Source organism: Roseovarius litorisediminis (genome assembly GCF_900172295.1).
In the GTDB taxonomy this organism is placed as follows: Bacteria; Pseudomonadota; Alphaproteobacteria; order Rhodobacterales; family Rhodobacteraceae; genus Roseovarius; species Roseovarius litorisediminis.
This window is the reverse complement of sequence record NZ_FWFL01000005.1, coordinates 199,541-222,267: the sequence shown is the minus strand read 5'-3', so window position 1 is coordinate 222,267 and position 22,727 is coordinate 199,541. Positions and strand designations below refer to the sequence as shown.

22 protein-coding genes and 1 riboswitch are annotated in these 22,727 nt (G+C 58.2%); of the genes, 9 read left to right on the top strand and 13 right to left on the bottom strand.

Annotated features, from left to right (window positions below; translation table 11 throughout):
- Positions 1 to 180: 180 nt before the first annotated feature.
- The 4 genes from PEL8287_RS11500 to PEL8287_RS11485 are packed head-to-tail and all read right to left on the bottom strand — an operon-like array spanning position 181 to position 3,826.
- Complete coding sequence (locus tag PEL8287_RS11500) at positions 181 to 1,083, bottom strand: dihydrodipicolinate synthase family protein (RefSeq protein ID WP_085892535.1); 903 nt, start codon at positions 1,081 to 1,083, stop codon at positions 181 to 183.
- A 24-nt stretch (positions 1,084 to 1,107) separates the two neighbouring features.
- On the bottom strand, positions 1,108 to 2,070 hold the full coding sequence (locus PEL8287_RS11495) for a D-2-hydroxyacid dehydrogenase (protein WP_085892534.1): 963 nt from the start codon (positions 2,068 to 2,070) through the stop codon (positions 1,108 to 1,110).
- The gene (locus PEL8287_RS11490) at positions 2,067 to 3,434 is read right to left on the bottom strand and encodes an MmgE/PrpD family protein (protein WP_085892533.1); all 1,368 of its coding nucleotides are present in this window, start codon (positions 3,432 to 3,434) and stop codon (positions 2,067 to 2,069) included. Before PEL8287_RS11490 ends, PEL8287_RS11495 begins: the two co-directional genes overlap by 4 nt.
- Positions 3,431 to 3,826 carry an aspartate racemase/maleate isomerase family protein gene (locus PEL8287_RS11485; RefSeq protein WP_085892532.1) on the bottom strand — a complete coding sequence of 132 codons (396 nt, stop codon included), beginning with the start codon at positions 3,824 to 3,826 and terminating at the stop codon, positions 3,431 to 3,433. The genes PEL8287_RS11490 and PEL8287_RS11485 overlap by 4 nt, the downstream gene beginning before the upstream one ends.
- Before the next feature lie 195 nt (positions 3,827 to 4,021).
- Positions 4,022 to 4,124, top strand: a riboswitch (TPP riboswitch).
- A 55-nt stretch (positions 4,125 to 4,179) separates the two neighbouring features.
- Here PEL8287_RS11485 and thiD point away from each other — a divergent pair.
- Genes thiD through PEL8287_RS11445 form a run of 8 tightly spaced genes read left to right on the top strand, consistent with a single transcriptional unit; the run spans position 4,180 to position 10,100 of the window.
- A complete protein-coding gene (gene thiD / locus PEL8287_RS11480; RefSeq protein ID WP_085892531.1) occupies positions 4,180 to 4,974 on the top strand; it encodes a bifunctional hydroxymethylpyrimidine kinase/phosphomethylpyrimidine kinase in 795 nt (264 codons plus the stop codon).
- Positions 4,971 to 5,954, top strand: a complete 984-nt coding sequence (gene thiO, locus PEL8287_RS11475) for a glycine oxidase ThiO (protein WP_085892530.1) — start codon at positions 4,971 to 4,973, stop codon at positions 5,952 to 5,954. Before thiD ends, thiO begins: the two co-directional genes overlap by 4 nt.
- Positions 5,938 to 6,135, top strand: a complete 198-nt coding sequence (thiS, locus tag PEL8287_RS11470) for a sulfur carrier protein ThiS (protein ID WP_085892529.1) — start codon at positions 5,938 to 5,940, stop codon at positions 6,133 to 6,135. The genes thiO and thiS overlap by 17 nt, the downstream gene beginning before the upstream one ends.
- A gap of 1 nt (position 6,136) precedes the next feature.
- Positions 6,137 to 6,910, top strand: a complete 774-nt coding sequence (locus PEL8287_RS11465) for a thiazole synthase (protein ID WP_085892528.1) — start codon at positions 6,137 to 6,139, stop codon at positions 6,908 to 6,910.
- Positions 6,907 to 7,503, top strand: a complete 597-nt coding sequence (locus PEL8287_RS11460) for a thiamine phosphate synthase (RefSeq protein WP_085892527.1) — start codon at positions 6,907 to 6,909, stop codon at positions 7,501 to 7,503. The genes PEL8287_RS11465 and PEL8287_RS11460 overlap by 4 nt, the downstream gene beginning before the upstream one ends.
- On the top strand, positions 7,500 to 8,468 hold the full coding sequence (locus tag PEL8287_RS11455; RefSeq protein WP_085892526.1) for a HesA/MoeB/ThiF family protein: 969 nt from the start codon (positions 7,500 to 7,502) through the stop codon (positions 8,466 to 8,468). The genes PEL8287_RS11460 and PEL8287_RS11455 overlap by 4 nt, the downstream gene beginning before the upstream one ends.
- Before the next feature lie 13 nt (positions 8,469 to 8,481).
- Complete coding sequence (locus PEL8287_RS11450; protein WP_085892525.1) at positions 8,482 to 9,417, top strand: ABC transporter substrate-binding protein; 936 nt, start codon at positions 8,482 to 8,484, stop codon at positions 9,415 to 9,417.
- Positions 9,414 to 10,100: a TenA family protein gene (locus PEL8287_RS11445; RefSeq protein ID WP_085892524.1), complete on the top strand. Its 687-nt coding sequence runs from the start codon at positions 9,414 to 9,416 to the stop codon at positions 10,098 to 10,100. Before PEL8287_RS11450 ends, PEL8287_RS11445 begins: the two co-directional genes overlap by 4 nt.
- A gap of 39 nt (positions 10,101 to 10,139) precedes the next feature.
- Here the strand turns inward: PEL8287_RS11445 and PEL8287_RS11440 are convergent, their stop codons facing one another.
- Positions 10,140 to 11,015, bottom strand: a complete 876-nt coding sequence (locus tag PEL8287_RS11440; RefSeq protein ID WP_085892523.1) for a DMT family transporter — start codon at positions 11,013 to 11,015, stop codon at positions 10,140 to 10,142.
- Positions 11,016 to 11,139: 124 nt separating this feature from the next.
- Here PEL8287_RS11440 and PEL8287_RS11435 point away from each other — a divergent pair, with 124 nt between their 5' ends.
- Entirely contained in the window at positions 11,140 to 12,528 is a 1,389-nt protein-coding gene (locus PEL8287_RS11435) for an aminotransferase-like domain-containing protein (RefSeq protein WP_085892522.1), read from the top strand.
- A gap of 84 nt (positions 12,529 to 12,612) precedes the next feature.
- Here PEL8287_RS11435 and gyrB read toward each other — a convergent pair whose 3' ends face one another.
- From gyrB to rpsT, 8 genes are all read right to left on the bottom strand, one after another.
- Positions 12,613 to 15,030, bottom strand: a complete 2,418-nt coding sequence (gene gyrB, locus PEL8287_RS11430) for a DNA topoisomerase (ATP-hydrolyzing) subunit B (protein WP_085892521.1) — start codon at positions 15,028 to 15,030, stop codon at positions 12,613 to 12,615.
- A gap of 288 nt (positions 15,031 to 15,318) precedes the next feature.
- Positions 15,319 to 16,107: a pentapeptide repeat-containing protein gene (locus PEL8287_RS11425; protein ID WP_085892652.1), complete on the bottom strand. Its 789-nt coding sequence runs from the start codon at positions 16,105 to 16,107 to the stop codon at positions 15,319 to 15,321.
- A gap of 75 nt (positions 16,108 to 16,182) precedes the next feature.
- A complete protein-coding gene (locus PEL8287_RS11420; RefSeq protein WP_085892520.1) occupies positions 16,183 to 16,803 on the bottom strand; it encodes a LysE family translocator in 621 nt (206 codons plus the stop codon).
- A complete protein-coding gene (gene recF / locus PEL8287_RS11415) occupies positions 16,800 to 17,903 on the bottom strand; it encodes a DNA replication/repair protein RecF (protein WP_085892519.1) in 1,104 nt (367 codons plus the stop codon). The genes PEL8287_RS11420 and recF overlap by 4 nt, the downstream gene beginning before the upstream one ends.
- A 53-nt stretch (positions 17,904 to 17,956) precedes the next feature.
- A complete protein-coding gene (gene dnaN / locus PEL8287_RS11410) occupies positions 17,957 to 19,075 on the bottom strand; it encodes a DNA polymerase III subunit beta (protein ID WP_085892518.1) in 1,119 nt (372 codons plus the stop codon).
- Between the two features lie 138 nt (positions 19,076 to 19,213).
- The gene (locus PEL8287_RS11405) at positions 19,214 to 20,185 is read right to left on the bottom strand and encodes a quinone oxidoreductase family protein (RefSeq protein WP_085892517.1); all 972 of its coding nucleotides are present in this window, start codon (positions 20,183 to 20,185) and stop codon (positions 19,214 to 19,216) included.
- A 215-nt stretch (positions 20,186 to 20,400) separates the two neighbouring features.
- On the bottom strand, positions 20,401 to 21,756 hold the full coding sequence (gene dnaA / locus PEL8287_RS11400) for a chromosomal replication initiator protein DnaA (protein ID WP_085892516.1): 1,356 nt from the start codon (positions 21,754 to 21,756) through the stop codon (positions 20,401 to 20,403).
- A gap of 606 nt (positions 21,757 to 22,362) precedes the next feature.
- Positions 22,363 to 22,626, bottom strand: a complete 264-nt coding sequence (gene rpsT / locus PEL8287_RS11395; protein ID WP_085892515.1) for a 30S ribosomal protein S20 — start codon at positions 22,624 to 22,626, stop codon at positions 22,363 to 22,365.
- Between the last annotated feature and the right edge of the window lie 101 nt (positions 22,627 to 22,727).

The following is a 22,727-nucleotide window of genomic DNA, read 5'->3' as shown; positions in this document are numbered from 1 at the left end:
CAGCCGTTGCCGAAGCGGTTTGTGGTCCGCTCAAAAGTGTCGTTGCTACGTTTCGCCACCGCGGGTCGGTTGCGGATGATACGGCCGGTTTCTCATATAGGACCCTGGCCATAGGCATGCCTTTTCCGGGTTGCGTCTGCTGCCAGACTGCCGCGAAACCACAGGCTTTGCAATTGCGGTTCAGGCGGCGGGCAAGGTAGCCGTCAGCGGCGCGTAAGCGTCCGGATCAGCGTTGTCCAGCGGGGCACGCAGATTGAGCCAGCGGTGGTCACCTGATTGATGCGCCTTCAGTGATTTCAGTGCCGGGATCAACCCACCGGCCTGGATTGCCTGCCGGTGGGCATTGATCGGTGCCAATGCGGCTTCGGCGGCGTCCCAATTACCGGCGGCGGCCAGATCGTACATCTTGCGGATCGCTGTAACGTTTGAATTGCAACTGGCCGAAATACACCCGCCACCGCCCAGTTTCATCGCCTGCAACATGAAACTTTCCGAGCCAGGAAAGACGGAAATGCCGGGGGCCGCTTCAATCACAGCCTGGGTGTTGCCCCAATTTCCCGAACTATCCTTATAGGCCACGACAGTGTCGGGAAATGCTTTGTTCAGCCGGCCCGCAAGCGCCGGTGAAATCCCGATGCCGGTGTTTTGCGGGATATTGTAGAGACAGATTTTCAGCGCGCCCGAGCCGACGCCTTCGATCAACTGACTGAAGTAACGGTACATGCCATCGTCGCCAGCGGTGACATAAAAGAACGGTGGCAGTGTCATGACCGCGGCGCAGCCCATTTCCACGGCGTGGCGGCAAAGGGTCAAGGTATCCTCAAGCGAACAAAGTCCGGTACCTGGCATCAGTTGATCGGGACGGGCCGAGCCCGAATCTATCAGCGCCTCAAGCGCTTCCATCCGCTCACGTATGGAATTCGACAACGCCTCGCCCGTGGTACCAAACGGCGACAGGTAGTGCGCGCCGCCTGCCAGGCAGCTTGCAGCATGATACAGGTAAAGTTCCTTCGAGATACTGGCGTCGTCGTTGTAGGGCGTGAGGATGGGGGTAATAACCCCGCGAAACCTATCGTCTGTCATCGGATTGGCCTTTATTGCCTTGCGTCAGTAGCCGCGAGCGGGGCTGACAATATTCTTCAGTGGCGAGCCCGCCTGCCAGCGGGCAAGGTTTTCGAGAAACAACTCGAATGACTGCATGGCCCATTCGGCGTAAACCGCCGAGCAATGCGGCGAGATGATCACGTTGTTCAATCCCCAAAGCAGGCTGTCAAACGGCAGTGGTTCGGTTTCAAATACATCCAGCGCCGCACCTGCGATGGCACCGGCGCGCATGGCATTGATCAGCGCCGCATCATCCAGAACACCACCACGAGAGACATCAACGAGGATCGCCGAGGGTTTCATCGCGGCGAAGGATCGCGCGTTGATCAGGTGGTGGGTGGTAGGCAAAAGCGGCAGCGACAGGACGACGAAATCGGCCCGGTGCAACAGGTCATGCAAGTCGGATGAGGCGTGCACCTCGTCGACGTTATCCATAGGTTGCGGCCGGGCGCGGGTACCAATCACATGCAGGCCAAATGCCTTGGCACGGGCTGCAACCGCCTGCCCGGTGTGGCCAAGGCCGACGATCAGCATGGTCTTGCCCTTCATTGGCGTCATAAGGCGTGCGCTGCGCCACTCCCGCTCGGCCTGATCGACGGCAAGACCAGGAACATCCAGGGTGAAATGCAAAATCGCCCCAAAGACATATTCAGCCATCATCGGGGCTGCGACCCCCGCGGAATTGGTGACTGTCACCTTGTCGACATCCCATGTCGCCAGATGGTCAATGCCAGAGCCACCCACCGAAATCCATTTCGGCCCGTCGGGGCCCAGCAAAGCCTCACTTGGGAAACCAGCACGGCCCTTGAAACAGATTGAATAGGCGATGTCTGGTCTGAAGTCGGCCAGCAGAGCAGACAGGCTATCGTAGCTGTTGCAGGTGGCAATCTCGACCTCGGGTGCGACTTCGGACAGGCGCGCGACCAGTTCATCGGTCTGACTATTGTGGATCAGAATGCGGGTCATTGGGCCTCGGGCGCTGGATGGATCAGGCTTGCAAGATCGGCGAAGCGGGTGCCGGGGTCAAGCAGGGCGTCACGCATCGCCCAGATGGCGTTGATGCGTTCGCCGGGCAATGCGCCACCCGCCATGAAGTGGAGCTTTTCCACTACTTCGGCATCGGTCAACGGTTCCTGAAATCCGCCACGGGCGTTGATATCGCCAGAGTGCAGAACCTGGCCATCGCTCAGCGTAACGTCGATATCCGACCAACGACCCGAAGGGAAGCGGGCGCAATGGCGCGTCTCTTCGCTGACAGTGATCTTGGGTACGATTGCGGCCACTCGGGCATCGTACAACCCATCGCCCGAGATATGTTCAGGTCCGATGCGACCATGAACAAGCTGGGTCGCCACCGCATAATGGAGTGAATATTGCGCCTGCGAGGTACTTTCGGGAACACCGGCAAAGAGGCGAGAAGATTCGGTGAAAGTTCGCACATGGATCGACACAACATTTTCGGCAGTGATGCCATTTTCAAGCATCAGCTTGCGCACGCAGTCAATCGGAGCATGGGCCCAACGACAGATCGGATAGGGCTTGATATAGTTCTGCGCCACTGTCCATGTCTGGCCCAGATCGGCCCAGAAACCCACTGTCTCGGGGGACTCTGCGGTGATCGCAGGCGCGCCGGTGAAGCCACGCATCGCCAGCAGGGTCGACGAGCAACCGACCAGAGCGCCCATGCCCGAACCGTCGTGCAGCATGGTGGGGTTGTCAATCTCGCGCATCATCTGGCTGCGGGGGCCATGATACTCTGCAATGCCCATAGCCTGACGTAAGATGTCAGCACTGGTGCCTTCCAGATGACAGCCCAATGCCGCCACACCCAATGCGTTCCATGCGCCGGATGTGTGGTAGTCGCTGACCGTGGCATGCAACGCCAACCCGGCACGGGCCGAGACCTCGTACGACATGGCAAGCGCTGTCAGCGCCTGCGGGCCGGTCAGGTTCGGGTGACGTTCGGCAAAGGCGAAAAGGGCGGGCACCACGGCCACACCAATATGGCCTTTGACAGGGTTGAAACCATCGTGCCCGTCAAGGTTGTCGATCTGTGTGGCTAACGCCCAGGCAGCGCCCGGCAGGCTGACGCGGCGGCCATCAAACAACATAGTAGCGGCATTGGCAGGACTGCCAGCGGCGTGGAAATCAACGGCAAAATCACGGGCAATCTGCGAAACCTCAAGCGCCACAGCCCCGGCGGCGATGCCAAGCGTGTCAATCAGCAGAGTTGAAGTATAGTGCAGGGCGTCGTCGGGCACGCAAAGATCGCGGTTGAGGGCAAAATCGGCAATCGCGTCAAATTGCTCATCATTGGGTTGGTGGATCATCGGGGGAGCCTTTCGAAAAGCTGGCCTAAGCTGGTTACGGTGGGAGAGATTTTCAGAAACTGAAAGGCCTGGAACATGAGCGCCTGATTAGGGGTGACGACGGGCTTGCCAAGGGCCTGTTCCAGCCACTCTATCACTTCGACGCTGCGCATATCGGTACAAGACAGCAGCACCGCCTGTGCCTGCGGGCTGTCGGCGCGTTTGCCAAGATCAAACACGGCATCGGGGGTCACCGCGCCCTGCCCGACGTTGTCCAGTGTCCCGGACACATCGGCGCGGGACACGGTGGTGATCCCTTCGTCCGCCAGATAGGCAATGGCAAGGTCATTAAGGCCGGGCACATAGGGCGAGGCGAAACAGATGCGGGCGCGGCCGCGCGTGGGGCTGGTCATTGACTTACCTTTCTGTCGGTCCGATTCTTGTGCAGCTTGGTTAACAAGTCCCTGCCACCAGCGACACCAACCGTCGCAGACAGACAAATGCAGCAGATCCCGCCGACGCCGCATGATGCACACCATTCTAGTGAACCCGTCTTTGGCCACCGACAGCGGACCAACTTGCGTTTGGTGGTATTTACTGCTAGCGAAAGCCATCCGTTGGGGTGCCCGCTTGCCGGGCTGAGAGGCGCAGAGCCGACCCATCGAACCTGATCCGGTCAGTACCGGCGGAGGGAACGGAGCGCACGCCAAAGAGACGTCAGTGCCCCTTTTCTTTCCGTTGGTCAGAAAGAAGGCGAAAACAGCACATGGTGGCAACAGCCCTGACAATCGCGGGATCCGACAGCGGCGGTGGTGCCGGCATTCAGGCCGACCTCAAGGCGTTTTCAGCGCTTGGGGCGTATGGCGCCAGCGTGATCACCGCGATTACAGCACAGAACACCTGCGATGTGATGGCGGTAGAGCCAGTTTCGGACGCCATGGTGGCGGCACAGATCAAAACAGTTCTGAGTGATATCCGTGTGGATGCCATCAAGATCGGGATGCTGGGATCACCAGGGCTGATCAGAACCGTGGCAAATTGTCTTGATGGGTTTGACGGGCCGGTGGTACTGGATCCGGTGATGGTGGCCAAATCAGGGACCCGATTGCTGACGGATGACGCCCGTGCAGCGTTGATGACGCATTTGCTGCCTCGTGCCGATCTTCTGACACCAAACCTGCCCGAAGCGGCCAGTCTGCTGGGCAGAGCCGAGGCCGAAACCGCCGATGAGATGCTGCAACAGGGGCATGAACTGCGCGCAATCGGCGCGCGGACCGTACTCATGAAAGGCGGGCATGCAAGCGGGGAGACCTGCGTTGACTGGCTGATCGGCGATCAGGTGACACGGCTGGAAGCCCGCCGGATTGCAACGCGCAACACCCATGGCACAGGGTGCTCTCTGTCTTCGGGCATCGCCGCAGGCCTGGCGAAAGGGCTGCTTTTGGAGGATGCCGTTCGTCAGGCGCATGTGTGGTTGCAGGGCGCCATTGCCACGGCAGATGCGCTGGATGTCGGCAAGGGTCACGGGCCCATACATCATTTTCATGCGGTGTGGGGATGAGCGTCGCCATCACCATACGCGGTGCCGGTGTGGTCGGTCTGTGCGTGGCCACGGAACTGGCGTCGCGTGGTTTTCAAATATCAATTCACGATCCTGCACCAACGCCCGGACCACAGGCCTGTTCGTGGTGGGCCGGTGGCATGCTGGCGCCTTTCTGCGAGGGCGAATCCGCCGAGGAACCTGTGGGTCGGCTGGGGCAGCAAGCTGCCGACTGGTGGGCGGCGCAGGGGGTTGAGGTGGTTCGTAACGGTTCGCTGGTCGTAACACTTGGACGCGACCGACAGGAACTGGACCGGTTCACACGGCGCACTGAGGGACATGTGACACTGGACAGTGGGGCGCTTGCCAAAATCGAACCGCAACTTGAAGGCCGATTTGACCGCGCGCTTCATTTCCCCGACGAGGCGCATCTGAACCCGCGTCGGGCCCTGATGGCCCTTCGGACCCGGCTGGAGGCCGCAGGTGTCCGGTTTGAAAAAAGCGATGCGATGCCTGACGGTCAGGTCATCGACTGTCGCGGGCTGGCGGCGCGCGATACGCTGACCGACCTGCGCGGTGTCAAAGGTGAAATGGTTATCCTGCGCGCGCCGGATGTTGAATTGCTTCGCCCGGTGCGCCTGCTGCATCCACGCTTTCCGCTCTATATCGTGCCACGCGGCGATGGGGTTTTCATGCTGGGGGCAACGCAGATCGAAAGCGGCGAAAGAGACCGTGCGACGGTGCGATCAGTGATGGAATTGCTGTCAGCCGCATATGCCTTGCATCCCGCCTTTGGTGAGGCGGAATTGGTTGAGATTGGCGTCGATGCACGGCCTGCGTTTCCAGACAACCTGCCGCGTGTTCGGCGCAGGGGCCGGGTAATTTACGTCAATGGCCTGTATCGGCACGGCTATCTGCTGGCTCCTGCCCTGGCCCGCATGGTGGCAGACCTGCTGATTGAAGGCAACCGACCGGAGGTGATGGATGAAGATCGTGGTTAACGGCGACCCAACTGAATTTGACGGAACGACTCTCACAGACCTTCTTAAGGTGCTTGGGCATGGCACGGCCAAGGTGGCCACAGCTGTCAACGAGGCGTTTGTGGCGGCGGCCGCACGGGACACCCATACGCTGGAGCCCGGAGACAGGGTTGAGATCGTGGCACCACGGCAGGGAGGCTAAGATGCCTTTTTTTTACGGCACTGAAATCGCATCGCGGCTGATGCTGGGCACGGCGCAATACCCTTCGCCGGCTATCCTTGCTGATGCGTTCAAACGGTCAGGCGCGGGGGTTGCCACCGTATCGATCCGGCGCGAGGCAGGAGGGGAACGTGCCGGGCAGGATTTTTGGGATCTGATCCGCGATCTGAATGTGCAGGTGCTACCCAATACCGCCGGTTGCCATTCGGTACGCGAGGCGGTGACCACGGCGCAAATGGCGCGCGAACTGTTTGATACCCGCTGGATTAAGCTGGAGGTCATCGGCCATGCGGATACCTTGCAGCCTGATCCCTTTGGCCTGGTCGAGGCGGCGCGCATTCTGACTGAAGATGGCTTTCAGGTGTTTCCTTACTGCACCGAAGATCTTGTTCTGTGTGACCGGCTTTTGAGCGCGGGTTGTGGGGTGCTGATGCCTTGGGGCGCGCCGATAGGCACCGGGCTGGGGCTGAACAATATTTACGGGTTGCGCAGCCTGCGTGCGCATTTCCCCGATGTGCCGATGGTTATTGACGCGGGCCTTGGCCTGCCCAGTCAAGCAGCCCAGGCGATGGAAATGGGGTTTGACGCGGTATTGCTAAACACGGCGGTGGCCAAGGCCGGTGACCCGGCGGCGATGGCAGAGGGGTTTGCAAAGGCGGTTGAGGCAGGCACACTGGCCCGTCGGGCCGACCCGATGGAGCCGCGTGATATGGCGGCACCGTCGACACCCGTTCTGGGAAAGGCGTTTCTGGAATGACGTTAAGCCGCTTTTATCCGATCTTTGACAATATTCGCTGGCTGGAACGGTTGCTGCCACTTGGTGTGAAACTGGTGCAACTGCGCATCAAGGACACGCCTGAACCGGAGCTGCGCGCCGCAATTGAAAAAGGTCAGGCGCTTTGCCGTCACCACGGTGCAGTGCTTGTGGTGAATGACCATTGGCAGATAGCCATCGACGCGGGCTGTGACTGGATTCATCTTGGTCAGGAGGACCTGGACGAGGCCGATGTTCCGGCGATCCGGCGGGCGGAGCTTAAACTGGGGTTGAGCACCCATGACCGGACGGAACTGGATCGCGCCCTGTCGCTGGACCCCGACTATGTGGCACTTGGGCCGGTTTATCCGACGATCCTTAAAAAGATGAAATGGCACCAGCAGGGGCTGGAAAAGCTGACCGAATGGAAGGCGTTAATAGGGGATGTCCCACTGGTTGCGATCGGTGGCATGTCTGTTGAACGCGCAGGCGGGGCCTATGCTGCGGGGGCGGATGCTGTCTCGGCAGTCACAGACATCACGCTGAACGACAACCCCGAAGGCCGCGTGCGACAATGGCTGGAAGTTACCAAATGACTCGCTATTCCCGCCAGATTGCCGTGCCCGAATTTGGGCCGCAGGCACAGGAAAAACTGCGTGCCGCGCGGGTGTTGGTTGTGGGCGCCGGTGGGCTGGCCTCCCCGGTGCTGCAATATCTGGTGGGGGCCGGTGTGGGCAGGATCACCCTGGTGGATGGCGATTGCGTGGCTGTAAGCAACCTGCACCGGCAGACGATTTTCCGGGAAAGCGATATCGGACAGCCCAAGGCCGAGGCAGCCGCGCGACACCTGCGCGCCCTGAACCCCGATTGCGTGCTCAAACCCGTGACCAAACGTCTTGACCCTGCCAACGCAAAATTACTTTGCATGGGTAACGATCTGATCCTTGATTGTGCCGACAGTTTTGCCGCCAGCTATATCCTGTCCGATATCTGCGTGGCACTTGGAGTGCCACTTATCAGCGCCTCGGTTGTCGGCACCGAGGGCTATTGCGGCGGCTTTTGCGGAACAGCTTCTTCTTTACGGGCCGTGTTTCCCGACTTGCCAGAACGGTTGGGAAGTTGCGATGCCGATGGCGTGCTGGGCCCTGCCGTGGGTGTGATTGGGGCGTTGCAGGCGCAAATGGCACTGGCGGTTCTAAGTGGGATGGAACCTTCGCCTCTGGGGCAGTTGGTAAGTTATGACGCGCGGCGCCTGCGGTTTGGCGGGTTCCGCTTTGAGGGAGCATTAGAGCAACCGGGTGGTTTTGCCTTTATTGCCGCAAGCCAGATCCGAAGAAACGATCTGGTGGCGGATCTGCGCGCTCGCGAGGAACCCGGGCCCACCCTGCCCGGAGCGACACGTCACGCAGTGCAGGATTTTGACAATGATATCCTGCGTCCGGACCCCGGTCAAAGAACCATTCTGGCCTGTCGGTCGGGCCTTCGGGCCTGGCAGGCGGCAAACCGTCTCAGACAACACTGGGACGGCGAAATTTTACTGGTCGCGCTTGGCGACGCATGAAGGAGTGAAAGACATGAAATACATCGTTGCCCTTTTGGCCCTGATGACCGCCGCCCCGGCGTTGGCACAAGACAAGATGACGATCATGCTGGACTGGTTTGTGAACCCCGATCACGGGCCGATCATCGTGGCGCAGGAAAAGGGTTATTTCGCAGATCAGGGGCTTGAGGTCGAAGTCATCGCCCCTGCCGACCCGTCTGATCCGCCCAAGATGGTGGCCGCCGGTCAGGCCGATCTGGCAGTTTCGTACCAGCCGCAGCTGCATTTGCAGGTGGCCGAAGGCCTACCGCTGGTGCGGGTTGGCACGCTGGTAGCAACACCTTTGAACTGCCTGCTGGTCCTGCAGGACGGGCCAGTAAAAACCATTGCAGATCTGAAGGGCCGTAAGATTGGGTTTTCCGTGGCCGGCGTAGAAGAGGCCCTGTTACAGGCGATTTTGGGCAAACACGGGCTGACACTGGACGATATCGAACTGGTCAATGTGAACTGGTCGCTGTCGCCTTCGCTGATGTCCGGTCAGGTCGATGCGGTGCTGGGCGCCTTCCGGAACTTCGAGCTGAACCAGATGGAAATCGAAGAGGTCCCCGGCCGCTGTTTTTATATCGAGGAAGAAGGCGTGCCAACCTACGATGAGTTGATTTACGTCGCTAATCCCAAGCAAATGGACAAGGGCAAGATCCGCCGTTTCCTGCAGGCAACGGAACTGGCAACGCAGTATATCGTGAACCACCCCCAGGATGCATGGGACGTGTTCTCGGGGACCTCGTCAGAATTGCAGGACGAGTTGAATGCCAAAGCCTGGGTCGATACATGGCCGCGTTTTGCCCTGCGCCCCGAAGCTCTGGATGCGGGCCGCTATACCCGGTTCGAGGCGTTTCTGCAGGACGCCGGTCTGGTTGAAGGTACCAGGCCCCTGTCGGATCTGGCGATTGATCTGGGTGCGGAATGACGCAGTACGGCGATACCTTTTCACTTTGGCGCAGGGCGGCGGGCACGGCGTGGGGCGACTATACGCGCCACGCCTTTGTCGAGAGCCTGGGAAATGGCAGTCTGCCGCGCGCTGCCTTTCTGGCCTATCTCAGACAGGATTACCTTTTCCTGATCCATTTCTCACGGGCCTGGGCGCTGGCAGTGACCAAAGCCGACACGGTGCACGAGATGCGCCTGTGCGCCGCCACGGTGGACGGGTTGATCAACCACGAGATCGCCCTGCATATTGAGACCTGCGCCAAAGAGGGGCTAAGTGAAACGGATCTTTTTACCTCTGAGGAAGCCCCGGAGAACATCGCCTATACCCGCTATGTACTGGATGCCGGCCATGCGGGTGATTTTCTGGATTTGTTGGCGGCTCTGGCCCCCTGTGTACTGGGTTATGGCGAGATTGGCGCGCGCCTGAAAACGGCAAAAAGCAATGCGACTTATGCTGACTGGATTAACGTCTATGCCGGTGATGACTATCAATCTGTCTGCCAGCAGGTGGGCGCATTGATTGACAGCGCGATGGTCCGGCGCCTTGGGGTCGCGCCGCAGGAGAGCCCGCGTTGGGCGCGCTTGTGTAATCGTTTCACCACAGCAACACGGCTTGAGGTTGGTTTTTGGCAGATGGGGATAAGGTTAGGCGGGGCGGGATAGAGACTAACTCGGCCTGCCCAGACGGAAGTTGGCGGTGCCTCATGCAAAGCGTTTTGCCCCCGCCACGCAGAAAACGACAAAAACTGTGATACCGATCATTGTCGGCGCCACGTACTCGTGCAGCAAAAGCCCGGCCAGCGCAAGGCCAAGAAACGGCTGCAAAAGCTGCAACTGCCCGACGCCTGCAATCCCGCCAAGCGCCAGCCCGCGATACCAGAATATAAACCCCACCAGCATCGAAAAGACAGACACGTATCCAAGGCTGATCCATGCGGGGACGCTGATACCTACCCAGGTTTCCGGCAAGGTGACCAGTGCCTGAATGATCATGACAGGCAGGGACAGAACCAGCGCCCACGAAATGACCTGCCAACCACCCAGACGGCGCGATAGTGTGGCCCCTTCGGCGTATCCAAAACCGCACAGGACGATTGCCGCCAACATCAGAAGATCACCTTTCAAAGAAACCTCGGCGCTTTGTGTCAGGGCAAAAATAGCAACCGACATGCTGCCGACGCAGGAAAAAAGCCAAAACATAGGTCTGGGCCGTTCGCCCCCGCGAAGCACACCAAAGATCGCCGTTGCAAGGGGTAACAGTCCGATGAAAACGATCGAGTGGGCCGAAGTGATATGCTGTAAAGCCAACGCGGTGAGCAGGGGAAAGTCGACAACCACGCCAAGCGCTACAAATGCAAGCGCGGCGATATCACCCTGCCCGGGGCGTGACTGTTTCATCAATACAAGCAATGCACTGCCAAGAAACGCGGCAATCACAGCGCGTGCCGATGTCAGAAACAGGGGGTCGAATCCGCTGACGGCAACCCGTGTCGCAGGCAGGGACCCGCTGAAGATCAGTACCCCAAGCAGCCCGCTTCCCCATCCGGCTGTTGTGTGTCGATTCAATGTTGTCTGCATGCTGCTGCCCACTTTGTGTTTCACACGACTTTAGTTTCTGAGGGCTGGCCCAGACAGGCACAAACCAGTACAAATTTCAAAAACTGTATTGGTTCAGATATCCTTACAAAGTGAAGGGAACGCCATGAAACAAGGCACACGTACCGCACGCGTGATCGACGCGGTGCGCCGCAAGATCACAAGTCGCGCCCTTGAGCCGGGCGAGAAACTGCCATCGATCCGGGGATTTGCCGCGACCATGAATGTTTCACCTTCAACCGTTGTAGACGCGTATGATCGATTGACGTCCGAGGGCGTAATCCATGCACGCCGTGGGTCGGGGTTTTACGTGGCAGACAGCACTTTGCCCTTTGCGGTCACCGAGGTCGGTCCATCGCTTGACCGCGAAATTGATCCTTTCTGGGTATCGCGACAATCACTCGATGCCGGCCCTGATATGGTAAAACCCGGCTGCGGTTGGCTTCCGGCGGAATGGATGCCAAATGCGTCGATGCGCCGGGCGATCCGGCAATTGGGCCGCGCAGACGACGCATTGCTGTCCGACTATGGCAGCACGCGCGGTGCCCTGAACCTGCGCCGCCTGCTGGCGCGCGGGTTTGCGGAAGAGGCGATACCCGCGGGGCCAGACCAGATACTGCTGACGGCATCAGGGACACAGGCGATTGACCTGATCTGCCGCTTGTTGCTGCGCCCGGGTGACGCGGTGCTGGTGGACGACCCATGCTATTTCAACTTCCAGGCCCTGCTGCGGGCTCATCAGACGCAATTGGTCGGCGTGCCGTTTACGCCCAATGGGCCGGATACGGAACTGTTTGAACAGGCTCTGATTAAGCATAAACCCAGACTATATATCACCAACTCGGCGTTGCATAACCCAACAGGGGCAACGATTTCGCCGCAGATTGCGCACAAGGTACTGAACATGGCTACCGCCCACGATCTGATCGTCGTCGAGGATGATATTTTCGCCGGGTTCGAGCCTGATCGTTCACCGCGTCTGGCATCCCTGGATGGGATGGATCGGGTGATCCGCATCGGCAGTTTCTCCAAAACCCTTTCGGCCTCGGTGCGGTGCGGGTATATCGCGGCGCGACCGGACTGGATCGAAGCGTTGATTGACCTGCAGGTGGCGACGAATTTTGGTGGGCCAAGCCCGGTGGCCGCCGAACTGATCTATGCCACGCTAAGTGACGGACACTATCGCAAGCACATGGAGGCCCTGCGCCGCCGCCTTGCCGGGTGTCGCAGCGAAACCGGGGCCAGGCTGGCCGGACTGGGAATCACACCCTGGCTTATGCCACGAGGCGGGTTTTATCTTTGGTGCCAGTTGCCTGATGGGGCAGATGCGACCGAGATGGCCCGTGTAGCCCTAGCCAAAAACATAGTTCTGGCGCCTGGAAATGTGTTCAGTGTTTCACAGGCCATGGCAGGTTTTATGCGGTTCAATGTCAGTCAGATGGGCGGGCCTGAGATATATGATATCCTGAACCGCGCCCTGAAAGGCAAAACGTAGCACCGCCCTGCGGATAGGCTGACAGCGTAGGATGTTGGCGGAAAGCTATGGGCGTCCACAATGTGCTGGACGCCCTGACAGCGATCAGAAATCCAGGTTTTCGACGTTCAGCGCGTTTTGCTGGATGAATTCGCGGCGCGGTTCGACCACGTCGCCCATCAGTTTGGTGAAAAGGTCATCGGCTTCGGCCACGTCATTGACCTTGACCTGCAACAGCGTGCGCGCTTCGGGGTCAAGCGTTGTTTCCCACAGCTGACCTGGGTTCATTTCGCCCAGACCCTTGTAGCGCTGCAGGGTCAGACCCTTTTCGCCCTCTTTCAGAATCGCATCCAACAGGTCGAGCGGACCAAAGATATCCTGCACCCGGTCCTTGCGCACCAGTTGGGCAGGAAGGGTATAGACTTCGCGCAGCGCGCTGGTCATCTGGCCCAGTTTGCGTGCTTCGCCCCCGCGCAAAACAGGGCCGTCAAGGGTCCGCATTTCTTCGACACCGCGCACTGTGCGGGTCAGGCGAATACCGTGATCCTGTGTGGGGCGCCCTTGCCAGCCGCGTTCGTATTCAACAGCAATCAGGTCAAGCCGGGCAGCAACAGCATCGGCCACGCCCTGCAGGTCGGTATCAACGCGGCCCGAAACGAATGCTTCTGCGATGACCGCCTGTTCCAGAATGTGACGTGGGTAGTGCGTTGGGAATGCTTCCAGAATTCGCCTTGCCTGCCGGGCTTCTTCAACGACACGGATCAGATCCGACCCAACGATTTCTTCGCCACTGCCAAGACGCAAAACCGCTTCATCTGTGCCCTGTTTCACCAGATAGTCATCCATTTCCGCCTGGTCTTTCAGGTAGACTTCGGATTTCCCCCGGCTGACCTTATACAGCGGCGGTTGCGCGATATAGAGATAACCACCCTCGATCAGTTCGGGCATTTGCCGGTAGAAAAACGTCAACAGAAGCGTACGGATATGGGCGCCATCGACGTCGGCATCAGTCATGATAATGATTTTGTGGTAGCGCAGTTTTGAGATATCAAACTCGTCCCGGCCAATACCCGTGCCAAGCGCCATCACCATATTGCCGATTTCCTGACTACCAAGCATCCGGTCAAAGCGGGCACGTTCGACGTTCAGAATCTTACCTTTAAGTGGCAAAATCGCCTGCGTGCTACGATCGCGCCCGGTTTGTGCCGACCCGCCGGCGCTGTCACCCTCGACGAGGAACAATTCGGTTTTCGATGGATCCTTGTCAGAGCAATCCTTGAGTTTGCTGCTCAAGAAATTCATGTCCATAGGGTTTTTTCGGCGCGTCAGGTCGCGCGCCTTGCGGGCTGCCTCGCGGGCCAGAGCGGCCTCGATGATCTTACCGACAATCATCTTGGCCTCGTTCGGATTTTCCTCGAACCACTCGGCCAGCTTTTCATTCATCAGACCCTCGACCGCCGGACGGACCTCGGAGCTGACCAGTTTGTCTTTGGTTTGGCTGGAGAATTTCGGATCAGGCACCTTGACGCTGAGCACACAAGTCAGCCCTTCTCGTGCGTCGTCGCCAGTGAAAGTGACCTTTTCCTTTTTGGCGATGCCAGAGGACTGGGCATAGTTGTTGATCGTACGGGTCAGCGCGCCGCGAAAACCGGCCATATGGGTGCCCCCATCACGCTGGGGGATGTTGTTGGTAAAAGGCAGCACGGTTTCGTGGTAGCTGTCGTTCCACCACATCGCCACTTCGACACCGATATCGTCCCGCTCGCCGGTAATGAAGATGGGTTTGGGGATCATGGGTGTCTTGTGGCGATCCAGGTACTTGACGAATTCCATAACACCACCTTCGTAGTGCAATTCGGATTCCAGCGGCTCGGCGGGACGTTCGTCGCGCAAAAGAATGCGCACACCAGAGTTTAGAAAGGCCAGTTCGCGCAGGCGTTTTTCAAGGGTTTCAAAACTGTATTCAAGGTTCGAAAAGGTATCGGTGGAGGCCAGAAAGCGTACTTCGGTGCCCTTGCGGCCATTGGCATTCCCCACAACCTTGAGGTGTTCAACCGTGTATCCACCTTCAAACCGGGCGACATGTTCTTTGCCATTGCGCCAGACCCGCAGTTCCAGCCAATCGGACAACGCATTCACAACGGACACGCCAACACCGTGCAAGCCCCCGGAAACCTTGTAGGAGTTGCTGTCAAATTTGCCGCCCGCATGGAGTTGGGTCATGATGACCTCAGCCGCAGACACGCCCTCTTCTTCGTGAATATCAACCGGGATACCACGGCCGTTGTCGCTGACGGATACTGAAGAATCTGCATGAATAGTCACGATGACCCGGTCGGCATGACCAGCCAGGGCCTCGTCAATTCCGTTATCGACTACCTCATAGACCATGTGGTGCAGACCCGAGCCGTCATCGGTATCGCCGATATACATACCGGGACGCTTTCGAACCGCCTCTAACCCTTTGAGAACCTTGATTGAATCGGCGCCGTATTCTTCGGGCACCGGTGCTGCTTCGGACATACGAAACTTCCTTCGTCTTTTTGCAATTTTATACGATTTTCTGGGGGCAATGTCACGCGCCGACCACAAGATTTTGTGTTTTCAGCGCATAGATTGCAGGCAAGCCGCCTCGTATCACAACCCGGGCCGGCAGAGTTGAATACCCGGCCCTTCGCAATGGGCCAAAAGCTACATCTTTTACTGCAGGTATCAGACCCTTCACGGGGGACAGATTATGTAAGGTCTATAAATTTCTTAACTGTGATTTGGTCCAAATTTCTGACAGCCTGCACAAAATTAACTGCCGCGCTAATCACGCACGGCGCGATCCAGATTCCTGGCCTTCCAAAGCGTTGGATTGCTTGCACCAGTTATGTTGATCAGACGAGTCGACGTCAAATTCGCACCGCTTAGATCCGCCCCCTTGATACTGGCACCAGTCAAATCAGCCCCGGCCATTTCGGCGGTGGCAAGATCAGCGTTGTCAAACCTTGCGCCACGCAGATCGGCAAATTCGAAAACGACGCGCAACAGCCCCGCGTTGGAAAAATCTGCGCCCTGCGCCGTGACACCTGCCAGAATCCCGCGCATCAACCCCATTGACTGATTGGTGGTGTCAGCCCCCAGATTGGCGCCAACGAACCTTGCCCGCGTCAGATCAGCCTTGGTGAAATCCGCAGGCGCGCGTGCACCCGACAGATCAACGTCCTTCATCGAGGCTTTGGTAAGTTGGGTTTGAAACAGGTTGGCCTGTTTCAGTGACGCGCCATCCAGATTGGCACCTGTCAACCAGGCTTGTGCCAAAATCGCCCCGTTCAAGTTAGCCCCGGAAAGATTGGCCTTATTCATCCGCGCAGCGCGAAAGGTGACGCCGGTGAAATCAAGCCCCGACAAGTCAAGGCCGTTCAACCGCGCGTGGCTGAAATCGGCAGGGGCGTCTTTGGTCGCGGCGGCGAGGCGTGCGACAACCTCATCACGCGTCATCTCGGCCTCGGTCATAGCAGGAGATGTCAGATCCACGCCGGACATGACCGATTGCGCCCCTGCTGGCGCGGAAAGGGTGACTATTGCGCAGATCAGGGCAATTGTTCGGATCATTTCCTTGCCTCCTAAAAAGAAGAATATCACAACCAAAGCGCGTAAATTTACATTGTTATAAATTTTTTGATCCGCTCAGGTAAACGGAATGATCAGGCCCACTATCATCAAAAGCACGCCAGCGCTGATATTCGTACGACGTATCGCACGGGGGGAAACCAAAAGTAACTTCACCCGTCCCACGAAAAGTGCAAGCGACAGGTTACCTGCCAACGGGACGAAGAATGAGATCAGGACAATCACCGCGATATCGGGAGGGGTAACACGGCTCAGATCGAAGAACCCGGGTAAAAGCCCCATATAAAACAGGATGGCCTTCGGATTACCCAGGATCACCGCTAGTCCGGCCATGAAGCCCGGCCAAACTCCAGGTCGCGTCAGACGGCTGTCTGAGGCGATGGTGCGGTCGGCATGGCGGATCAGCAACATGCCCATGCCAAGAAACATGAACGAGGCGATGACCCGCATTACCACCATGAACCCGTCAAAGACAGAAACGATCCATGTCACCCCAAGGACCGCCAGAAGCGGCCAGAGTATGTCGCCGGTGGCCACACCAAGCGCCAGGGGCGCTGCAGCGGCAAACCCGCCCGACATCGCCCGCGCCAGTAGCGCCACCCAGACCGGTCCGGGGGTGATGAAAAGGATCAGCATAGCGCCGGCATAGAGGGCGATATCACCTGCTGTCAGGGTCATGTCATCACGACATTGGAAGTGCCCGTATCCTCGGCCACTTCGATATGCTGCGCGCGATCGCCCAGTTCGGTAAAAAGCTCGGCCCCGGTTCCTGTCATCCATGCCTGAGCGCCAAGCGCGCATATTTCGTCGTAAAGCGCGGCACGGCGGCTGGCATCAAGATGGGCGGCGACCTCATCTAGCAATAAAATCGGTGGCGCGCCGAAATCACGGGCCAGCGCTCGGGCGTTGGCAAGGATCAATGAAACCAAAAGCGCTTTTTGCTCGCCCGTTGAACAATCGCGGGCCGGTACACCTTTGGCGGCATAAACCCCATATAGGTCGGCGCGGTGTGGGCCGACAAGCGAGCGCCCGGCAGCCAGATCGCGAAAGCGGCTTTCGGATAGGGCATCGCGCAGGTCGGATTCTGTATCGGGCATTTCGCCCTCACTGACTATCAGTTCCAGTTCGGCCGTAGGAAAGGCGGTTTCCGCCTCTGATTGCGCCGCCTGAAGCTGGGCCAATGCAGCTTGGCGGTTGGTGTGGATTTCTGCGCCTGTCTGCGCCATCTGGCGCTCCAGCGCGATATACCAATGGGCATCGCGCACCTGATCTTTGAGCAGGCGATTGCGTTCGCGCATCGCCTTTTCATAGGCCAGCGCGGCCTCGGCGTGGGACGGCGTGAAACTCATCGTCATCCGGTCCAGAAAACGGCGGCGGCCCTCGGCGCCTTCAATCCAGAGCCGATCCATTGACGGGATCAGCCACAAGACGCGTGCAATGCGGCCCAGCGCCACCTGAGCGGCGGCTTTGCCATCAATCCGGGTCTGACGGGCTGCCCCCTCATCCGACCAGATTTCGATCTCATGGGTCCGGTGCAGAGACTGCAGGATACCGATGATTTTCCAGCCCAGCGTTTCAGGTCGGCGCGCCATTTCCTGCGCTGCCGCCCGGCGCAGCCCGCGGCCGGGTGAAAACAGCGAGACCGCTTCAAGGATATTGGTCTTACCCGCGCCATTGGAACCATGGATCGCAACCGGGCGCGCATCCAGTTCCAGCCGCGCTGATTTATGCGAGCGGAAATGCGAAAGAGTCAGGGCAGAGAGGTAAAGACCGGGCATTCTCGGCCTTTCATTTTTCTATCAATACTCCCGCCGGAGGCATCCGACAGGTGTCACACACGCATCGGCATGACGACGTAGACAGCGCTGGTATCATTGCCTTCGCGCATCAGAGTCGGGTCACCAGCGGAATTAAACAGGAATACGGCATTCTCGCGGTCCACCTGGCTGGCAATTTCCAGCAGGTATTTGGCATTGAAACCAATCTCTAGCCGCTCGTCACCGTAAGCCACGGCAAGTTCTTCTTCGGCGGCACCGCTGTCGGGGGCGTTGACCGACAGGATCAGGCGATCTTCGTCCAGCGACAGTTTGACCGCACGCGAGCGTTCAGAACTGACAGTGGCAACACGGTCAACCGCCCTGGCAAACTCTGCAGCGTCCACCTCCATCTTGCGGGTGTTGCCGGTGGGGATGACACGGGTGTAATCGGGAAAGGTGCCGTCGATCACCTTGGAGGTCAGAGTGATGTCGGGGGTGGCAAAGCGAATCTTTGTCTCTGAGACCGACACGGCAATTTTCATGTCATCGTCTTCCAAGAGCTTGCGCAGTTCGCCTACGGTTTTACGCGGCACGATGACGCCAGCCATGTCGGCGGCCCCTTCGGGCAGATCTGCATCAATGCGGGCCAGACGGTGACCATCGGTGGCCACACAACGCAGCACCTTACCACCCTCGGCTTCGGCCACGTGCATGTAGACACCGTTGAGGTAATAGCGGGTTTCCTCGGTCGAGATGGCGAATTTAGATTTATCGAACAGGCGGCGCAGCACTGGCGCCGGCGCGCTGAAATTGCTGGCGTATTCCGACGAGGCCATGACCGGAAAGTCTTCTTTCGGCAGGGTGGCCAGATTGAAGTTTGAGCGACCGGCCTCGACCGTCAAGCGCCCCGAGGTACCATCGTCGGCGAGGGTAACAAGCGCACCGTCGGGCAGTTTGCGCACGATTTCATGCAGGGTAACGGCTGATACGGTGGTCGCCCCCGCGCGCTCAACCTGCGCCGGGGCCTTGTCGACCACTTCGATGTCCAGATCCGTGGCGCGAAAATGCACGGAATCGCCTTCGGCCTCGATTAGCACATTGGCGAGGATCGGAATGGTATTGCGCCGCTCCACAACGGATTGTGCCTGTGACACGGCCTTGAGCAGCGTGCCGCGTTCGATGCTGAGTTTCATTCCATCGCTCCCTCGTGAAGATGCCGGATTTGACGCCGGGAGGGGCACGGTAGCAACTTCCCCCTTCGGCTCAAGTCTTTTCTTGGTGTTTTCGGTTGTATTGCGGGCATCGTCAAGGGCAAGGGCCTGCGTAAACCATCAGAGCGTTATGATGGTCGATCCCGTGGTTTGCCTGCTTTCCAGTGAGCGATGCGCATCCGCGATCTGTTCAAGTGGAAAAGTCTGACCGATGTTGACCTTGATATCGCCACTGGCGACCTTGGAGAACAGATGCGTTGCCATGTCCTGACAGCGCTGGTGATCGGCGAGAAAGGTGAACAACGTCGTGCGTGTCATCTTGAGTGAGCCTTTGGCAGCCAGCGTCAGAAGGCTGACCGGCTCGACCGGCCCCGATGCGTTGCCAAAGGAAATCATCATGCCAAGTGGCTTGATGCAATCGAGAGAGCCATCGAAAGTATCCTTGCCGACGCCGTCCATCACGACATCGACGCCGTTACCTGCCAGTTTTTGTACCTCGGGCACAAAATCATGGTCACGGTAGTTGATGCAGTGGGTTGCGCCGTTTTCAAGCGCGAGCTGACATTTTGCGTCTGTCCCGGCTGTGCCAATCAGTTCTATGCCTTCTGACTTTGCCCACTGACAAGCCAGAAGCCCGACACCGCCTGCGGCGGCGTGGAACAGAACCGTATCCCCGGATTTGAGCGGCCAGACCCTGTGGAAGAGATATTCAACCGTCATCCCCTGAAGCATGATGGCGGCGGCTTCTTCGAAGGAAATGCTGTCGGGCAAAGGGCACACCTGGGCCGCAGGCATGACCCGCGCATCCGAATAGGCCCCCGGCGGCATCGAGGCATAGGCCGCGCGGTCACCGGGTTTGAGATGGATCACGCCCTCGCCCACGGCCTCGACAATCCCGGCAGCCTCCATACCCAGGGCATGCGGCAGAGTAAGTGGATAGAGGCCAGTGCGCTGATAGACGTCGATGAAATTGAGACCGCAGGCCTTGTGGCGGATGCGAATTTCGCCGGGGCCGGGGTTACCGACATCGACATTGACGATCTTCATGTTTTCGGGGCCGCCGGCATTTTCGATGATGACGTTGCGTGACATCGGATCTTACTCCTGATCTTGATTGAAGGTTTTACAGGATTGTAGGGTACTGATCCTAATGTGCGAAGAAGATAGTTGTTCTGCGCATTTTACAACCGGGAAATTGATTTTGTCGAAGACGATAAAAAGGTTGTGCGTGCGCCCAGCAATTAAATGCCCCCGAACGCGTCACCCCCGCCAGAATGACGGGGGGTTTTTTGAAAAATGCAGGAAGTTCAGCTTTCCAGCGTACGGCGCAGCAATTCGAGGTCTTCGGCAATCTGACCATCCTGAGTGCGCAACTCTTCTATGCGGCGCACGCCGTGCATGACGGTGGTGTGGTCACGTCCGCCAAAGCGGCGACCGATTTCAGGCAACGACCGGCTGGTCATCTGTTTGCACAGATACATTGCCACCTGACGCGGGCGGGCAAAGCTGCGCACCCGTTTGGGGCCAATCATGTCGGAAAGTCGGATGTTGTAATGCTCGGACACTTTGCGCTGGATCTCTTCAATTGAGATCTTGCGCTCGGACGCGCGCAGCACGTCGGCCAGACAATCCTGCGTCAGTTCCAGGGTGATCTGATGACCAACCAGCGAGGCAAACGCATAGAGACGCGTCAGCGCGCCTTCAAGTACACGCACGTTGGTGCTGATCCGGTGGGCCAGAAATTCAAGCACGCCGCTGTCCATTTGCAGGTCGGGGTATTGCAGGCGATACTGATCGACCTTGGACTGCAGAATACCAAGGCGCAGTTCATAATCAGTGGGGTGCAGATCAACCACAAGACCACATTGCAGGCGCGATTTGATCCGCTCTTCAAGATTGGCAATCTCGCCCGGCGCGCGGTCGGCGGAAATCACGATCTGCTTATTCTGGTCGACCAGCGCGTTGAAGGTATGAAAGAATTCTTCCTGAGTGCTGTCCTTGCCTGCAATGAACTGCACGTCATCCACCATCAGCACATCGACCGAGCGAAACATTTCCTTGAAATCCATCATTCTGCGGTCGCGCAGGGCCTGCACGAAGCGATACATGAACTGTTCGGCCGACAGATAAACGACATTCAATTCGGGCCGTTTTGTCTGCAACTCCCAGGCGATGGCGTGCATCAGATGGGTCTTACCAAGGCCGACACCGCCATAGAGAAAAAGCGGATTGAAGGTGACAGGGCCACCTTCGGCGACACGCTTGGCCGCAGCATGGGCCAGTTCGTTAGGTTTGCCGACAACAAAGGAGTCAAAGGTGAAGCGATCATCCAGCGGGGCCGTCGGGATCTGGCCCTCGGCGGGCTGGGCAAAAGATGTCTGTGGGGTCAGCTTGAAAGCAGTAGCCGGCCTTGCCGGAGTGTTGGCCGCCACCTGAAAGTGGATACGGCGAATATCAGGCGCCAGCGTGTTCATTTGATATAGAATCAGATCGCCAAAATTCTGCGATACATAATTTCCCAGAAAGCTGGTCGGAACACTGAAGGTCGCGACGCCGTCGGTTACCCCCGACAGTTCTAACGGTTCGATCCAGTTTTTATAGTTATGTGTTCCTACCGAAGTCCGAAGCTTTTGTTTCAGCTGGCCCCATTGTTCTTTTGTCATGCTTCCCCGTTTCGCAGCTTTGCCATACCGTTTCGTCTATGCGGCCGGAGTCCGGCCCATTTGAGCAAATCACGGGTGTCCAGCCGAAAACAAACCGGTAAGCCGTCACCACAAGGCAACGGACTTAACCGCCCAATTTCGGACCAATATGCACAGTTCAACCCTTAGAACTTTGGCGCGGACTGCCCCCAATCCGCGTTAGTTCCTGATAGAGTTCGCGTGCATACTTGCTGGACTAGGCAAGACCAAAGGTCTCGGAACGGATGCCGCCAAATTGCAGTTTTTGGCTATGATGGCATCCGATGCAGCCTGTCCCCCCAAGCGTGAATCGCATGCCAGACGCTACCAAGTTGGAGGGGCTTGCGGCAACTGATCTTCGCGCTTGACAGGGGCTTTGCGCAAAAAGAATCTGTTGCCCTGATTTTTGTCTCAAAAATACAAAAAAGGCACCGGGTCGAACGGTGCCTTTTTCTTCAATAGTTTAACGTATTCTAACTGTGGTATTTAGCATCACATCAGATGCGGCACAGTTGCAACACTTCCGGTGGATTGCCAATTCTTAATTGCTGAGTTGGAAGATCCGCAAAAGGCGTCTGCCAGAATCGCTTAGCCGAGGGCCTTCACACGGGCCGACAGGCGCGACATTTTGCGCGAGGCGGTATTCTTGTGGAAGATACCTTTGGTGACGCCGCGCATCAGTTCGGGTTGTGCAGTGCGGAGTGCGGCGGTGGCGGCCTCTTTGTCGCCCGAGGCAATCGCCTCTTCTACTTTCCGCAGGTAGGTGCGGACGCGCGAGCGGCGTGCCTTGTTGATTGCGAAACGGGTTTCGTTTTGACGTGCGCGTTTCTTGGACTGTGGTGTATTTGCCATGTGAATCAGGCCCTTACGTTAGTTCGGTGTATGTTGTTTAACACGTGAAGATACCCCGACCGGCCCCCCATTTCTGAGGTAATGATTCTTGCCTGAGCGGG

Bases quoted from the DNA above. Each gene is read 5' to 3' on its own strand.
- PEL8287_RS11500 (WP_085892535.1), bottom strand. From the start codon at position 1,083: ATGACAGACGATAGGTTTCGCGGGGTTATTACCCCCATCCTCACGCCC.
- thiO (WP_085892530.1), top strand. From the start codon at position 4,971: ATGAGCGTCGCCATCACCATACGCGGTGCCGGTGTGGTCGGTCTGTGC.
- recF (WP_085892519.1), bottom strand. From the start codon at position 17,903: ATGCCCGGTCTTTACCTCTCTGCCCTGACTCTTTCGCATTTCCGCTCG.
- PEL8287_RS11465 (WP_085892528.1), top strand. From the start codon at position 6,137: ATGCCTTTTTTTTACGGCACTGAAATCGCATCGCGGCTGATGCTGGGC.
- PEL8287_RS11485 (WP_085892532.1), bottom strand. From the start codon at position 3,826: ATGACCAGCCCCACGCGCGGCCGCGCCCGCATCTGTTTCGCCTCGCCC.
- dnaA (WP_085892516.1), bottom strand. From the start codon at position 21,756: ATGACAAAAGAACAATGGGGCCAGCTGAAACAAAAGCTTCGGACTTCG.
- PEL8287_RS11495 (WP_085892534.1), bottom strand. From the start codon at position 2,070: ATGACCCGCATTCTGATCCACAATAGTCAGACCGATGAACTGGTCGCG.
- PEL8287_RS11435 (WP_085892522.1), top strand. From the start codon at position 11,140: ATGAAACAAGGCACACGTACCGCACGCGTGATCGACGCGGTGCGCCGC.
- PEL8287_RS11425 (WP_085892652.1), bottom strand. From the start codon at position 16,107: ATGATCCGAACAATTGCCCTGATCTGCGCAATAGTCACCCTTTCCGCG.
- thiD (WP_085892531.1), top strand. From the start codon at position 4,180: ATGGTGGCAACAGCCCTGACAATCGCGGGATCCGACAGCGGCGGTGGT.
- PEL8287_RS11450 (WP_085892525.1), top strand. From the start codon at position 8,482: ATGAAATACATCGTTGCCCTTTTGGCCCTGATGACCGCCGCCCCGGCG.
- PEL8287_RS11440 (WP_085892523.1), bottom strand. From the start codon at position 11,015: ATGCAGACAACATTGAATCGACACACAACAGCCGGATGGGGAAGCGGG.
- rpsT (WP_085892515.1), bottom strand. From the start codon at position 22,626: ATGGCAAATACACCACAGTCCAAGAAACGCGCACGTCAAAACGAAACC.
- PEL8287_RS11490 (WP_085892533.1), bottom strand. From the start codon at position 3,434: ATGATCCACCAACCCAATGATGAGCAATTTGACGCGATTGCCGATTTT.
- PEL8287_RS11405 (WP_085892517.1), bottom strand. From the start codon at position 20,185: ATGTCACGCAACGTCATCATCGAAAATGCCGGCGGCCCCGAAAACATG.
- gyrB (WP_085892521.1), bottom strand. From the start codon at position 15,030: ATGTCCGAAGCAGCACCGGTGCCCGAAGAATACGGCGCCGATTCAATC.
- PEL8287_RS11455 (WP_085892526.1), top strand. From the start codon at position 7,500: ATGACTCGCTATTCCCGCCAGATTGCCGTGCCCGAATTTGGGCCGCAG.
- PEL8287_RS11445 (WP_085892524.1), top strand. From the start codon at position 9,414: ATGACGCAGTACGGCGATACCTTTTCACTTTGGCGCAGGGCGGCGGGC.
- PEL8287_RS11420 (WP_085892520.1), bottom strand. From the start codon at position 16,803: ATGACCCTGACAGCAGGTGATATCGCCCTCTATGCCGGCGCTATGCTG.
- dnaN (WP_085892518.1), bottom strand. From the start codon at position 19,075: ATGAAACTCAGCATCGAACGCGGCACGCTGCTCAAGGCCGTGTCACAG.
- thiS (WP_085892529.1), top strand. From the start codon at position 5,938: ATGAAGATCGTGGTTAACGGCGACCCAACTGAATTTGACGGAACGACT.
- PEL8287_RS11460 (WP_085892527.1), top strand. From the start codon at position 6,907: ATGACGTTAAGCCGCTTTTATCCGATCTTTGACAATATTCGCTGGCTG.